General features: G+C 74.2%; 13 protein-coding genes. 4 read left to right on the top strand and 9 right to left on the bottom strand.

The features are described from left to right. The first annotated feature begins 34 nt into the window (after window positions 1-34). On the top strand, window positions 35-514 hold the full coding sequence (locus ABT023_RS14425; RefSeq protein WP_350885372.1) for a type III secretion system chaperone family protein: 480 nt from the start codon (window positions 35-37) through the stop codon (window positions 512-514). Further along, window positions 511-2,184: a type III secretion system chaperone family protein gene (locus ABT023_RS14430; RefSeq protein ID WP_502890673.1), complete on the top strand. Its 1,674-nt coding sequence runs from the start codon at window positions 511-513 to the stop codon at window positions 2,182-2,184. Before ABT023_RS14425 ends, ABT023_RS14430 begins: the two co-directional genes overlap by 4 nt. A gap of 76 nt (window positions 2,185-2,260) precedes the next feature. On the opposite strand, the gene ABT023_RS14435 is transcribed toward ABT023_RS14430, so the two are convergent. From ABT023_RS14435 to ABT023_RS14455, 5 genes are all read right to left on the bottom strand, one after another. Then, entirely contained in the window at window positions 2,261-3,949 is a 1,689-nt protein-coding gene (locus ABT023_RS14435) for a ribonuclease J (RefSeq protein WP_350885374.1), read from the bottom strand. 52 nt (window positions 3,950-4,001) lie between these two features. Beyond that, window positions 4,002-4,928, bottom strand: coding sequence for a 4-hydroxy-tetrahydrodipicolinate synthase (gene dapA / locus ABT023_RS14440; protein WP_350885376.1), 927 nt, complete (start codon window positions 4,926-4,928; stop codon window positions 4,002-4,004). A 53-nt stretch (window positions 4,929-4,981) separates the two neighbouring features. Next, window positions 4,982-5,719, bottom strand: a complete 738-nt coding sequence (gene thyX / locus ABT023_RS14445; RefSeq protein WP_350885408.1) for an FAD-dependent thymidylate synthase — start codon at window positions 5,717-5,719, stop codon at window positions 4,982-4,984. 207 nt (window positions 5,720-5,926) lie between these two features. Beyond that, complete coding sequence (locus tag ABT023_RS14450) at window positions 5,927-6,598, bottom strand: DUF2752 domain-containing protein (protein WP_350885378.1); 672 nt, start codon at window positions 6,596-6,598, stop codon at window positions 5,927-5,929. Further along, entirely contained in the window at window positions 6,595-7,824 is a 1,230-nt protein-coding gene (locus ABT023_RS14455; RefSeq protein WP_350885380.1) for a winged helix-turn-helix domain-containing protein, read from the bottom strand. The genes ABT023_RS14450 and ABT023_RS14455 overlap by 4 nt, the downstream gene beginning before the upstream one ends. Window positions 7,825-7,902: 78 nt before the next feature. On the opposite strand from ABT023_RS14455, the gene ABT023_RS14460 reads away from it, so the two are divergent. Further along, window positions 7,903-8,454 (top strand): GNAT family N-acetyltransferase, encoded by a 552-nt coding sequence (locus ABT023_RS14460; protein WP_350885382.1) that lies wholly within the window; start codon window positions 7,903-7,905, stop codon window positions 8,452-8,454. On the opposite strand, the gene ABT023_RS14465 is transcribed toward ABT023_RS14460, so the two are convergent. Next, window positions 8,353-9,663 (bottom strand): glycosyltransferase family 87 protein, encoded by a 1,311-nt coding sequence (locus ABT023_RS14465; RefSeq protein WP_350885410.1) that lies wholly within the window; start codon window positions 9,661-9,663, stop codon window positions 8,353-8,355. The genes ABT023_RS14460 and ABT023_RS14465 overlap by 102 nt on opposite strands. 35 nt (window positions 9,664-9,698) lie before the next feature. Between ABT023_RS14465 and ABT023_RS14470 the strand changes: the two genes are divergently transcribed. Then, entirely contained in the window at window positions 9,699-10,283 is a 585-nt protein-coding gene (locus tag ABT023_RS14470; RefSeq protein WP_350885384.1) for a GNAT family N-acetyltransferase, read from the top strand. A 40-nt stretch (window positions 10,284-10,323) separates the two neighbouring features. Here the strand turns inward: ABT023_RS14470 and ABT023_RS14475 are convergent, their stop codons facing one another. From ABT023_RS14475 to ABT023_RS14485, 3 genes are all read right to left on the bottom strand, one after another. Further along, complete coding sequence (locus ABT023_RS14475) at window positions 10,324-10,806, bottom strand: GNAT family N-acetyltransferase (protein ID WP_350885386.1); 483 nt, start codon at window positions 10,804-10,806, stop codon at window positions 10,324-10,326. Window positions 10,807-10,940: 134 nt separating this feature from the next. Further along, window positions 10,941-11,714: a 4-hydroxy-tetrahydrodipicolinate reductase gene (gene dapB, locus ABT023_RS14480; RefSeq protein ID WP_350885388.1), complete on the bottom strand. Its 774-nt coding sequence runs from the start codon at window positions 11,712-11,714 to the stop codon at window positions 10,941-10,943. A gap of 87 nt (window positions 11,715-11,801) precedes the next feature. After that, window positions 11,802-13,217 (bottom strand): M16 family metallopeptidase, encoded by a 1,416-nt coding sequence (locus ABT023_RS14485; protein ID WP_502890674.1) that lies wholly within the window; start codon window positions 13,215-13,217, stop codon window positions 11,802-11,804. Window positions 13,218-13,297: the final 80 nt, after the last annotated feature.

A 13,297-nucleotide genomic window follows, 5' to 3' on the forward strand; every position in this document is an offset into this window, starting at 1 on the left:
CCCGTTGTGTTATTCGCCTCAGAAGGGATGCCCGATGGCGTCGCCGGATTTCGAGGACGGCCCGGACGGCCCCCTGGCCGGGCCTGGCCGAACGCTGCGCCCGTTGACCGGCGAGCTGATCGCCGCCGTGCTGCACGCCCGGGGGTACGCGGTCTCGGTGAACCCCCAGGGTCGGCTGCTCGGCCGCTGGGACGACAGTCTCATCTGGTTCCTGCGGATGGGCGCCGCCGGTGAGATCCTCCAGGTCCGCACCGTCGCCGGGCCGACCTTCCCCATCGAGTACGTGCCGACCCTGCACGCCTTCTGCAACTCCTGGAACCACGACCGCTACTGGCCCAAGGCGTTCGTGCACGTCGACGACGACGGGCGCGCCCTGGTCTGCGGCGAGGTGATCACCGACCTGGAACGCGGGGTGACCCCGCACCAGCTCGACCAGCTGCTCGACTGCGGCATCTCGACCGGCTGCCAGCTCGCCGCCGCCGTCGGGCAGCTGGCAAGCGGGGCACGGCAGTGACCGGGACGGCCGGGCAGCCGCGCCCGTGGGACGGCCGGCCCGGGGGCCACGGGGCAGGCCGGTCCCGGGGGCCGACCGGTGGCGACCGGAGCCCGGCCGAGGCGCTGGCCGCCGCACGGGACCTGCCCGACTCCGAGCCGCGCGCCGCCGAGCTGGAACGGGTCGCCGCCGCCGCCGAGGCGGCCGGCGACCCGCGCACCGGCCTGGACGCCCGGTTCGCGCTGATCGACGCGTACCTTCGGCAGGGTGAGCGGTGGCGGCTGTTCGAGCCGGTCCGGCGCTGCCGGGAGCTCCTCGACCGGGTACCCGGGCCGGCCGGCGAGCGGGGCGTCGATCTGCGCCGCTACCAGCGCTTCGCGGTGGAGTCGGTGTTCGCCACCCCCCGGGTCGGGCTGGACCAGGCCCGGGCCGAGCTGGACGACCTCGCCCGCTCCCCCGGTGGGCCGGGTGACGCGGACGACACGCCGGGCGACCTGGTGACCGAGCTGCGCTGCCGGCTCGCCGACCACCTCGGCGACGAGCCGGCGGCCCGCCGCTGGTACGACCGCTGGCGCACCGCCCCCGCCGACCCGGCCGCCGGCTGTCGGGGCTGCGCCCCGTCCCGCCGAGCCGAACTGCTCACCGGCTGGGGCGACTGGGCGGCGGCCCTGGCCGAGCTGCGCCCGCTGTTCGACGAGCCGGCGTCCGGCTCGGCGTACTGCACCGACCAGCCCGAGCGGGCGCTGGCCGGGGCGCTGCTGCCGCTGCTGCGCGCCGGTGAGCCGGAGCGGGCCGCCCGGGCGCACGTCGAGGCGTACCGGCGGCACCGGCGGGAACGGGCGGCCTTCCCGTACCTCGCCGCGCACCTGCGGTTCTGCGCGCTGGGCGGGCACCTCGACCGGGGCCTGGACATCCTCGCCGAGCAGGTGCCCCGGCTGGGTCACCCGGCCGACGACATGGCGACGATGGAGTTCGCCGCCGCCGGGGCGCTGCTGTGCGCCCTCGCCACCGAGGCCGGGCGGGGCGACCGGCGGATGCCCGAACCGCACCCCGCCGGCCGGGCGGGCGGGGACGTCGAGGTGGCCCGGCTCGGCGGGCTGCTGGCCGAGCTGGCGACCGGGCTCGCGGGCAGCTTCGACGCCCGCAACGGCACGGGTCACCAGTCCGGCCGGATCGCCGCCCGACTGGCCGAACGGCCGGTCGCCGACCCGGTCCCGCTGCCCGCAGACGAGGTGGACGGCGACGGCACGGACGGCGACGGCGGACACGACGGGCTGGCCGACGACGAACCGGGGGCGCTGACCATCGCCCTGGTCACGGCCGCCCTGGACCGGCGCGGTGACGCCTGGACGATGCGGACCGGCGGGGCCGTGGTCGGGCGGTGGGACCCGGCGGTGATCGAGTTCCGGCAGGCCGGGGAGCGGGGCGAGATCCTGCACGTACGGGTGCTGGCCACCCGGCGCCTGCCGGCGGGCCGGCGCGCCGAGGCGTACGCCTTCTGCAACGCCTGGAACCACGACCGGCTGCTGCCCAAGGCGTACGCGCACGACGACGGCGGGGAGCTGGTGCTGGCCGGCGACGTCACCACCGACCTGGCCCACGGGGTGGCCCCGGCGCAACTCGACGTGCTGGTCACCGCGGCGGTCGACACCGGCGTCACGTACGCGGAGGCGGTCGCCGCCCTCCCCTGACTCCAGGGCCGACGGCCGACGCCGGCCCACCCCGAGGGGCGGGCCGGCGTCGGGACGCGCGGTGAGGTGTGGGCCGTCAGACCTCGACGACAGTCGGGACGATCATCGGCCGACGCCGGTACTTGTCGTTGACCCAGCGCCCGACGGTGCGCCGGACGATCTGCTGGAGCTGGTGCGGGTCGGTGATGCCGTCCGCCGCAGCCCGGTTCAGCGCATCGGTGACCAGCGGAACAACCGGGTTGAACGCCTCCGGGTCCTCGGAGAAGCCCTTCGCCGAGAGGGTCGGGCCGGCCACCACCTTGCCGGTGACCGAGTCGACCACCACGGTGGTGGCGATGAAGCCGCCGTCGCCGAGGATGCGCCGCTCGGTGAGCAGCGACTCGCTGACGTCGCCGACGGCCAGGCCGTCGACGTAGACGTACCGGCTCTTCACGTGGCCGACCAGGCTGGCGCGGCCCTCGACCAGGTCGACGACGTCGCCGTCCTCGCAGAGCACCACCCGGTCCGGGGCGACCCCGGACTCGATGCCGAGCCGGGCGTGCGCCCGCAGGTGCCGCCACTCGCCGTGCACCGGCATCAGGTTGCTCGGGCGGACCACGTTGAGCAGGTAGAGCAGCTCGCCGGCGGGGGCGTGGCCGGAGACGTGCACCTTCGCCACGTCCTTGTGCACCACCACCGCGCCGGCCCGGGCCAGCCGGTTGATCACCCGGTACACCGAGGTCTCGTTGCCGGGCACCAGCGAGGACGCCAGCACCACCGTGTCGCCGGGGGCGATGGTGATGTGCCGGTGGTCGCCGCTGGCCATCCGGCCCAGCGCGCTCATCGGCTCGCCCTGTGAGCCGGTGGACATCAGCAGAAGCTGCTCGGGCGGCAGCGTGGTCGCCTCCTCGATGCCGACCACGAGGCCCGCCGGGATGTTGAGCAGGCCGAGGTCCCGGGCGATGCCCATGTTGCGGACCATCGAGCGGCCGATCAGCGCGACCTTGCGGCCGTGTTCGGCGGCCGAGTCGAAGACCTGCTGCACCCGGTGCACGTGCGAGGCGAACGAGGCGACGATGATCCGCCCCTTCGCCTTCGCGAAGATCGAGTCGAGCACCGGCCCGATCTCCCGCTCCGGGGTGACGAAGCCGGGGATCTCCGCGTTGGTGGAGTCCGACAGCAGCAGGTCGACGCCCTCGGCGCCGAGCCGGGCGAAGCCGGCCAGGTCGGTGATCCGGCCGTCCAGCGGGAGCTGGTCCATCTTGAAGTCGCCGGTGTGCAGCACCAGGCCGGCGGGGGTACGGATGGCCACCGCGAGGGCGTCCGGGATCGAGTGGTTGACCGCGAAGAACTCGCACTCGAACGGGCCGAGCCGCTCCCGACCGCCCTCCCGCACGGTCAGCGTGTACGGCTGAATCCGCCGCTCGGCCAGCTTCGCCTCGACCAGGGCGAGGGTGAACTGGGAGCCGACGAGCGGAATGTCAGGCTTGTGGGCGAGCAGGTACGGCACCGCGCCGATGTGGTCCTCGTGGCCATGGGTGAGCACGATCGCCTGCACGTCGGCGAGCCGGTCCAGGATCGGCCCGAAGTCGGGCAGGATCAGGTCCACGCCCGGCTGCTCGACGTCGGGGAAGAGCACCCCGCAGTCGACGATCAGCAGCTTGCCGTCGTACTCGAAGACGGTCATGTTCCGACCGATGGCACCGAGCCCGCCGAGCGGGATGATCCGCAGGCCACCCTCCGGCAGCGGCGGGGGCAGCTCCCTCTCGTTGTGCGCCTCGGTCACGCGTCCACCTCATTCTGCGACGCCGTAACCCGGCGTCCGTCGTGTCGTTCGATCATTCGGGGAGCTCCAGACCCGCCGCCGCGCAGTCCGCGCGCAGCTGGGCGATCTCGTCGTCGGTGGCGTCCACCAGCGGGGGTCGTACCGGGCCCGCGGGCAGGCCCTTGGCTGCCAGGCCCGCCTTGACCAAAATGGTGCCCTGGGTACGGAAAATGCCGGTGAACAGGGGCAGCAGCCGCCGGTGCAGCGCCAACGCGGTGCCGGTGTCGCCCGCGTCGTACGCCTCGATCATCCGCTTCGTCAGTGCGCCGGTGAAGTGGGTCGAGGTGCCGACCACACCCACACAGCCGACCGCCAGGGCGGGCAGGGTGAGCGAGTCCTCGCCGCTGTAGTACGCCAGTTCGGTGCGGCTGGTCACCCACGAGGTGGCGGCGAGGTCGCCCTTGGCGTCCTTGACCGCGACGATGCGGCCGTGCTCGGCGAGCCGCACGAGGGTCTCGGTGGCGATCGGCACCCCGGCGCGGTGCGGGATGTCGTAGAGCATGATCGGCAGTCCGGTGGCGTCCGCGACCGCGGTGAAGTGCCGGACCAGCCCGCTCTGCGGCGGCTTGTTGTAGTACGGGGTCACCACGAGCAGGCCGTGCGCGCCGGCCTTCTCGGCCGCCGCGGCCAGCTCGATGGTGTGCCGGGTGTCGTTGGTGCCGACCCCGGCGACCACCCTGGCCCGATCGCCGACCGCCTCCGCCACGGCCCGGATCAGACGTTCCTTCTCCGCGTCGGTGGTGGTGGGCGATTCGCCGGTGGTGCCGTTGATCACGAGTGCGTCGTTGCCCTGCTCGTCGACGAGGTGGCCCGCGAGCCGTACGGCGCCGTCGAGGTCGAGGGAGCCGTCGGCGGTGAACGGGGTCACCATGGCCGTGAGCAGTCGACCGAACGGGCGGGACACCGCCCGTTCGGCGGCAACTGGGTGGTCGTGCGTCATGTTCACAACCTAGCGGACGACCACCGGGGGGTCGGCGGGGAAGGGCTCAGGACTCACTCGCCGTGCGGGCTGACCGCGACCTGCGTGCCGTCGGGCAGGGTGCTGACGACGAAGTCGGCGAAGACGCTCGGGGCGACCCCCTGCAACTGGCGCAGGCACTCCACCGCCAACTCCCGGATCTCCACGTCGGCATGCTCGGTGGCCCGCATCGCGATGAAGTGCCGCCAGGCGCGGTAGTTGCCGGTGACCACGATCCGGGTCTCGGTGGCGTTGGGCAGCACCGCGCGGGCAGCCTGCCGGGCCTGCTTGCGGCGCAGCGTCGGGTTGGGCTCGTCGGCGAACCGCTCTTCGAGGCCCTCCAGCAGTTCCGTGTACGCCCGCACGCTGGCCTCGGCGGCCTCGACGAACCGCTTGTGCAGCTCCGGGTCCTCGGCGATCGCCCGGGGTTCGACCATGGCGGCGTCGCGCTCCGGGACGTACCGCTGGGAGAGCTGGGAGTACGAGAAGTGCCGGTGCCGGATCAGCTCGTGGGTGAGGGAGCGGGACACCCCGGTGAAGTAGAAACTCACCGAGCCGTGCTCCAGCACCGACAGGTGCCCGACCTCAAGAATGTGCGCCAGGTAGCCGGCGTTGGTGGCGGTGGCCGGGTTCGGCTTCTTCCAGCTCTGGTAGCAGGCCCGGCCGGCGAACTCGGCGAGCGCCTGGCCACCCTCGGCGTCGGTCGACCACGGCACGTCGTCCGGGGCCTGGAACTGGGTCCACGCGATCAGCTTGACCTGGGGCTGCACCATCTCCGGCATTCCTGGGACTGTAGTGGCCACCCACCGGCGCGCCCAAGCCAGGCTCGCCCGGTGCAACATCGGTCACCGCCACCCACCGGAGGCGGGGGGATGCCGGGGTGCCAGCTCCAAGGGACCCGCGGACCCCTACCCGCGGCACCACCCGTCCGGGCCCGGGGGCCACCGGATCGGCAGACCAGCGGGCGCCAGACGCAGGGCTCAGACGTAGAGGGAGGTGAAGGGGGCCCAGGGGAGGTTTCGGGCCACCGAGAAGACCAGCCAGAGGGCCAGGAACCCGCCGATGAGCTTCGAGCTGATCTGCGGCTCCGGCAGCCGCCAGCCGAACGCCTGCTTCCCGGCCCAGGCCACGAACAGGTACGTCAGGAAGGGCAGCGCGAAGACGAAGAGGAAGTGGTGCCGGGCGGCGGCCGGCACGTCGCCGTGCAGCACGTACCAGAGCGCGCGGGTGCCGCCGCAGCCCGGGCAGTCCAGCCCGGTGGTGAGCTTCAGCAGGCAGCTCGGGGCGGCGTCGGGCGCGGCCCGGGTCGGGTCGCTGAGCAGCGCGTACGCCACGCCGAGGCCGACGCAGCCGAGCGCGGCCAGGGGCACCGCCCAACGCGGCGAACGGTCGTAGACCCGCATGACGAAGCGGGTCAACCGGTCCGGCTCCGCCACCGGGTACGCCCCCGGCGGCGGCCACGCGGCATCCGGCTGCTGACCCGCCGGCCACGCGCCATCGGGCTGCTGACCCGCCGGCCAAGCCGGGCCGGGCTGCTGGCCCGCCGGCCAATCGGCAGGGGCGCCGGCCGGCGCGGGCTGTGGGGCGGGGGCGCCCCCGGCCTGGGCGTCCGGCCGAGCGGCCGGGCCGTCAACGCTCGTCACGCCGCTCACGGTACACCGGGCCCGCTCCTCAGCGCGGCGGCCAGCGGGACGGCGAGGTCGCCGGCCGCCGGGGGGGCTACCGCGTCCAGCCCGAGCCAGCCGGCCAGCCGGTACAGCTCGGCCGCCAGGGCGATGGCCGTCTCCCCCGGGTCGACGCCCGGCTCCGCCCAGGCGGCCGGGACCAGCAGCACGCGCGCCCTCCGGTCGGCCTTCAGGTCGACCCGGGCGGTGAACCGCTCGCCCTGGAGGAACGGCAGCACGTAGTAGCCGTACACCCGCTGCGGGGCCGGCACGTAGATCTCGATGCGGTAGCTGAGGCCGAACAGCCGTTCGGCGCGGCCACGCTCCCAGACCAGCGGGTCGAACGGGCTGACGAGCGTGTTGCCCCGCACCCAGCGGGGCAGCCGGGCGCCGGCGTGCAGCCAGGCCGGCTGCCGCCAGCCGCGCACCGTCACCGGGGTCAGCTCGCCGGCCTCGGCCAGCTCGGCGATCGCCCGCCGGGCACCGGCCACCGGAAGGCGGAAGTAGTCGCGCAGCTCCGGCTCGGCGGCCACCCCGAGCGACCGGGCGGAGATCCCGACCAGCGCCCGGTACGCCTCCGCGTCGGTCGGGGTGGCCGCGGCCAGCACGGCCGGGGGCAGCACCCGTTCCGCCAGGTCGTAGCGGCGGGCGAAGGACGTGGTGCGGTCGGCGGCGGCCACCTCGCCGGCCCAGAACAGGAACTCCAGGGCCTTCTTCACGGCCGACCAGTTCCACCCCCAGTTGCCGGTCTCCCGGGGGGCGTCGTGCTCGATCTCGGCGGCGGTCAGCGGCCCCCGGGCGGCCACCTCGTCACGCACCCAGGCGACCAGACCCGGCTGCTCCCGGGCGATGCCGCGCATCCCGCCCCAGGCGTCGTCGTGCGCCCGGGCCATCCGCCAGCGCAGCGCCGGGTGCAGCTCGACCGGGACCAGCGACGCCTCGTGCCCCCAGTATTCGAACAACTCCCGGGGGCGGCGGTAGGCCGCCGCGTCGAGCAGCGCCGTCGGGTACGGCCCGAGCCGGCTGTAGAGCGGCAGGTAGTGCGCGCGTTGCAGCACGTTGACCGAGTCCATCTGGATCAGCCCGACCCGGTCCAGCACCCGACGCAGATGCCGACGGGTGAGCGCCCCGGCGGGGGCCGGGTCGACGAAGCCCTGGGCGGCCAGCGCCACCCGCCGGGCCTGGGCGAGCGAGAGTGATTCCGGTGCGACCATCGTGGGCACCCTAAACCAGGTGTACGACACCGGTGCGGCTCGCTGGACGACGCGCCCACCGGGGCATAGAACGGACGCATGCTGATCATCCGCCCCGAGGAGCCGGACGACGCCGAGGCGGTCGCCCGGGTGCACGTGCACGGCTGGCAGGACGGCTACGCCGGGTTCATGCCGGACGAGGTGCTGGACCGGCTCAACGTCGCCGCCTGGGCGCAGCGGCGGCGGGACACCGGCACGGCCGACCCGGAGCACCCGTTCACCACCCTGCTGGCCGAGCGGGACGGTGCGGTCGTCGGGTTCACCACGTTCGGGCCGTACCGGAACAACCAGGACCGGGCCGACCTGGATGACACCCTCGGCGAGGTGCTGACCATGTACGTCGAGAAGGCGTACTGGGGGGACGGGACGAGCGGGCGGCTGCTGGCGGCGGCGAAGGAGCGGCTGACCGGTCGGGGCTGGAGCGCCTACCGGCTGTGGGTGCTCCAGGACAATCGGCGGGCCCGCCGCTTCTACGAGCGGGCCGGGCTGTCACCGGACGGCGAGCGGACGACCTATCGCGTGCCGCTGGCCGGCGGAGCGCCCCCGCTCGGTCTGGTCGAGCTGCGCTACGCCGGGCGCCTCGACGGCTGACCCGGCCGGCGGCGGCTCCCCGCCCGACCCGAGCCCGGCCGGCGCGGCCCACCTCCGGACCGGCAGGAACAGCAGCAGGGCCAGGCTGATCCAGACGTAGGTGTTGCTGCCGAGGAAGCCGTCGACGCCGGTGAAGTCCTTCTCCCAGGCCCAGACGATCCGGCTGATCAGGAAGCCGTACCCGATCGCGGCGGCGGCCAGCAGGACGCCGCGCCTGCGGCTGCGGGCGGGGGCGGCCATGCCGTTGTCGACCAGCAGGATCAGCCCCGGCAGCAGCCACACCAGGTGGTGCACCCAGGTGACGGGGCTGACCAGGCACATCACCGCGCCGGTCAGCGCCAGGCCGGTGGCCTCGTCGCCGGCCGCCGCGGCGGCCCGGGACCGCCACGCCCAGACCGCGAGGGTGGCCAGCACCAGCACCGCCCAGGCCAGGCTGCTGGGGTGCTCGGGGTTCAGCCGGGCCACCACGCCGCGCAGCGACTGGTTGGACACGAACGCCAGCTCGCCGACCCGGCCGGTGTTCCACAGTGCCGAGGTCCAGAACTCCCGGGACGCGTCGGGGAAGAGCGCGGCGGCGACCAGGCTGGCCGTGGCGGTGGCGCCGACGGCGGTCAGCGCCGCCCGCCAGCGCCCGGTGACCAGCAGGTAGACGATGAAGATCCCCGGAGTCAGCTTGATCGCGGTGGCCAGGCCGATGCCCACCCCGGCCCACCGGTTGCCGGCCGGCAGCAGCCGCAGCAGGTCCACCGCGACCAGGAACAGCAGCAGCATGTTGACCTGGCCGAAGTTGACCGTCTCGCGCATCGGCTCGAACGCGGCGGCCAGCAGGAGCGCCACGGCGAGGGCGTACCAGCGGGTCCAGCCGGCGCGGCGGGCGATCGGGTCGACCAGCCACCAGATCAGCACGGCGCTGACCACCACGGACGCGGCCACGCTCACCACGATCGCCGCCGTCCAGGGCAGCACCGCCATCGGCAGCATCGCCAGTGCGGCGAACGGGGGGTAGGTGAAGCCGTACTGGGTGCCGGGCTTCAGGAAGTCGTAGATCTCCCCGCCGTCGTGCACCCAGAAGTTCAGCGCGCCGTAGTAGACCTTGAGGTCGAAGAACCCGTGCCGCACGGCCGCGATCGACAGGAAACCGGCCACCGCGACCGCGAGGCAGCAGACGACGATGGCCTGCCCGGTCGTCCGTTCGGCACCCTGCGCCACCATCGTCCCCCTCGCCCTGCGTAGGCTCACGTCCCATGGCTCTCGGGTACGTCCGCCCGGCGCGTCCCGAAGACGCCGGCGAGATCGCACACATCCAGCTCGCGACCTGGCGGGTCGCTTACCGCCGGATCCTGCCCCGGCACGTGCTCGACAACCTGGACGAGGCGTACCTCGCCCGGCGGTGGAGTGCGGCCGTGCAGGAGCCGCCCTCGGGCGCGCACCGGGTGCTGGTCGCCGTCGAACAGGCCGAGCAATCGTATCTGGTGGGGTTCGTCGCCTCGGGTCCGGCCGACGCCGAGTCACTCGCCCCGAACGAGCCGGCCGAGGCGCTCGGGCCCGACGTGGTGGCGGTGACGGACCTGCTGGTCGAGCCGCGCTGGGGCCGACGCGGGCACGGCAGCCGGCTGCTCGCCGCGAGCGTGGACCTGTGGCGGTCCGACGGTTTCGCCCGCGCGGTGGCGTGGGCGTTCGACGCCGACCCGGCGACCCGGAAGTTCCTCACCACCGCCGGCTGGGAGCCCGACGGGGCGGCCCGGGCCCTCGACGTGGACGACATGCTGGTCAACCAGCTCCGGCTGCACGTCGCGGTCTCCGCCGACGACCCGGCCCCCGCCGACTGACCGGCCCTGGGCCGAACGCGAGGGCGCCCCGGCGGGACGGTCAGGGGAGCGGGAGTGGCGTGAGTTCGGCGACCAGTTCGTCGTCGGACACCGCGCCCGTCGGGGTGAAGCCCAGGCGGGGGTAGAGGGCGGCAGCGGCCAGGTTCTCCGGGTGGTACGACAGGCGTACGGCGGGGCAGCCCGGCTGGGCGAGCAGCCAGGTGGCCAGGGTGGTCACGGTGGCAGCGCCCACCCCCCGGCCCTGCTCGGTGGCGTCGACGACCATGCCGCCGATCCACCGCGAACCGTCGTCGTCGACGCCCCACATGACGTGCCCGACGACGGCCTCGTCGGCGTACACCGCCAGGGAGGTCCAGACGTCGCCGCGGGCGCTGATCAGCAGGTAGCGGGCCGCCATCGGGTACACCCAGGCCCGCTGGTCGTCGCGGGGCACCACGTCGGCGACGGCCCGCCAGTTGTCGTCGTCGACCGGGCGCAGGGTGACGTGCCGCCCGGCGCGGTCGCGGAGGTTCGAGTCGATCACCCGGCGAGCCTAGGGCCGGTCCGCCCGCCCGGCGATCGCTTTCCGTCCCCCCGGGCCGCCGGCCGGCCGCGACCGCGGTGGGCGCCGGCCGCCGACGGGGCGGCCTGTGGGCCGGTCGCGCGGCGGGGGCCGGGTCAGTCGAGCAGCGGGTCCAGGCCGATGGTGAGGCCGGGGCGGTTGCGCACCGCGCGGACGGCCAGCAGCACGCCGGGCATGAACGACGCCCGGTCGTACGAGTCGTGCCGGATGGTCAGCGTCTCACCCAGGGTGCCGAACAGCACCTCCTGGTGGGCGACCAGGCCGGTGGCGCGCACGGCGTGCACGCGTACCCCGTCGATGTCGGCCCCCCGGGCACCCGCCACCTCGTCCTTCGTGGCGTCCGGAACGGGGCCGAGGCCGGCCTCGGCGCGGGCCTGCGCGATCCGCCGGGCGGTGTGGGTGGCGGTGCCGCTGGGTGCGTCGAGCTTGCGCGGGTGGTGCTGCTCGATGATCTCGACGGACTCGAAGTGCCGGGCCGCCCGCGCCGCGAACTGCATCATCAGCACCGCGCCGATGCCGAAGTTGGGGGCGATCACCACGCCGACCCCGGGCTTGTCTGCCAGCCAGCCGCGCACCCGCTCGAGCCGCTGCTCGGTGAAGCCGGTGGTGCCGACGACCGCGTTGATGCCCCGCTCGATGCACCAGTGCAGATTGTCCATGACGACGTCGGGGGTGGTGAAGTCGACGACCACCCCGGCACCGGCGTCGGACGCGGCGAGCAGGTCCTCGCCCTGGTCGATCGTCGCCACCAGTTCCAGGTCGGACGCCCCGTCGACCGCCTTGCACACCTCGATGCCCATCCGGCCCCGGGCGCCCAGCACGCCGACCCGGATCAGCCCTTCAGGGCTCTTCCCCAGCTCGTCAGTCACGGGGCACAACCTATCCCAGCCGGGCCGACCGCACCGGGCCGACCGCCGACCGTCCCACGTGCCGCCGCCGATGGGGCGGCACGGCGGTCAGGAGGTGAAGTCCCGATCGCCGAACGGGCCGACGACCGCGAGGGACATCGGGCGGGCCAGCAGCTCGGCGGCGAGGACGTTCACGTCCTCCACGGTCACCGCGTCGACCCGGGCCAGCAGCTCGTCGACCGGCATCAGGTCGCCGTAGAGCAGCTCCCCCTTGGCGAGCCGACTCATCCGGGATCCGGTGTCCTCCAGGCCGAGCACGAACGCGCCCTTGCTCATCCCCTTGCCCCGGGCCACCTCGGCCTCGGTCAGCCCGTCGGCGGCCACCCGGGCCAACTCGGTACGGGTGAGCTTCAGCACCTCGTCCACCTTCCCGGGCGCGCAGCCGGCGTAGACGGCGAACAGGCCGCTGTCGGCGTACTGGCTGGCGTAGGAGTAGACCGAGTAGGCCAGGCCGCGCCGCTCCCGGATCTCCTGGAACAGCCGGCTGGACATGCCGCCGCCGAGCACGTTGTTGAGCACCCCGAGGGCGAAGCGCCGCTCGTCGACGCGGTCGATGCCGGGGCAGCCGATGATGACGTGCGCCTGCTCGGTCTCCTTCTGCTCGACCAGGGTGGTGGCCGGCTTCACGCGTACCGCCGGGGTGGCCGGACGGTGCGGGGCCGGCGTGCCCGGGTCGGTATCCAGCGGGGTCCCGGCCAGCGCCTGACGGACCAGCTTGACCACGGCGGCGTGGTCGAGGTTGCCGGCGGCGGCGATGACGATCTGCGCCGGGGTGTAGTGGCGGCGGTAGAAGCTCTGGATCTGCCGGCGGGTCATCGGGGTGACCGTCTCCTCGGTGCCGGAGATCAGCCGGCCGAGGGGGTGGTCGCCGTAGACGGCACGGGCGAACAGGTCGTGCACCTCGTCGCCGGGCTCGTCGTCGTGCATGGCGATCTCTTCGAGAATGACGCCGCGCTCGGTCTCCACGTCGGCCGGCTCCAGCAGCGAGTCGGCGACCGCGTCGCACATCACGTCGATGGCCAGCGGCAGGTCCTCGTCCAGCACGCGGGCGTAGTAGCAGGTGTATTCCTTCGTGGTGAAGGCGTTCGTCTCGCCGCCCACCGCCTCGATCTCGGAGGAGATGTCCAGCGCGGTGCGCTTGTGGGTGCCCTTGAAGAGCAGGTGTTCCAGGAAGTGCGCGGCGCCGGCCTGCGGGCCGGTCTCGTCCCGGGAGCCGACGGAGACCCAGATGCCGAACGAGACGCTGCGCATCGCCGGGATCGCCTCGGTGAGCACGCGAAGCCCGCTGGGCAGCACGGTACGGCGTGCCGTGCCGCCCAGCGGGTCGTCACTCAGCGTGCGGGTGACCGCCCGGGTCGACCCGCCGGCCCGCCCGGGCTGTGCCCCGGTGGCGTGCCGGACGGCCCCGGACGGCGCCGCCCCCCGCCGATCCGCAGGAAAAGACGCGCGCTGGGCCCGGCTCACGGAAACCTGCTCTCAGTTCGACGAGGGGTGGGTGGTGCGGTGTGACAGAACCGGCCGGGCGGCGACATCGTCGCCGCCCG

This window comes from Micromonospora sp. NPDC002296 (assembly GCF_040296145.1).
Lineage (GTDB): Bacteria > Actinomycetota > Actinomycetes > Mycobacteriales > Micromonosporaceae > Micromonospora.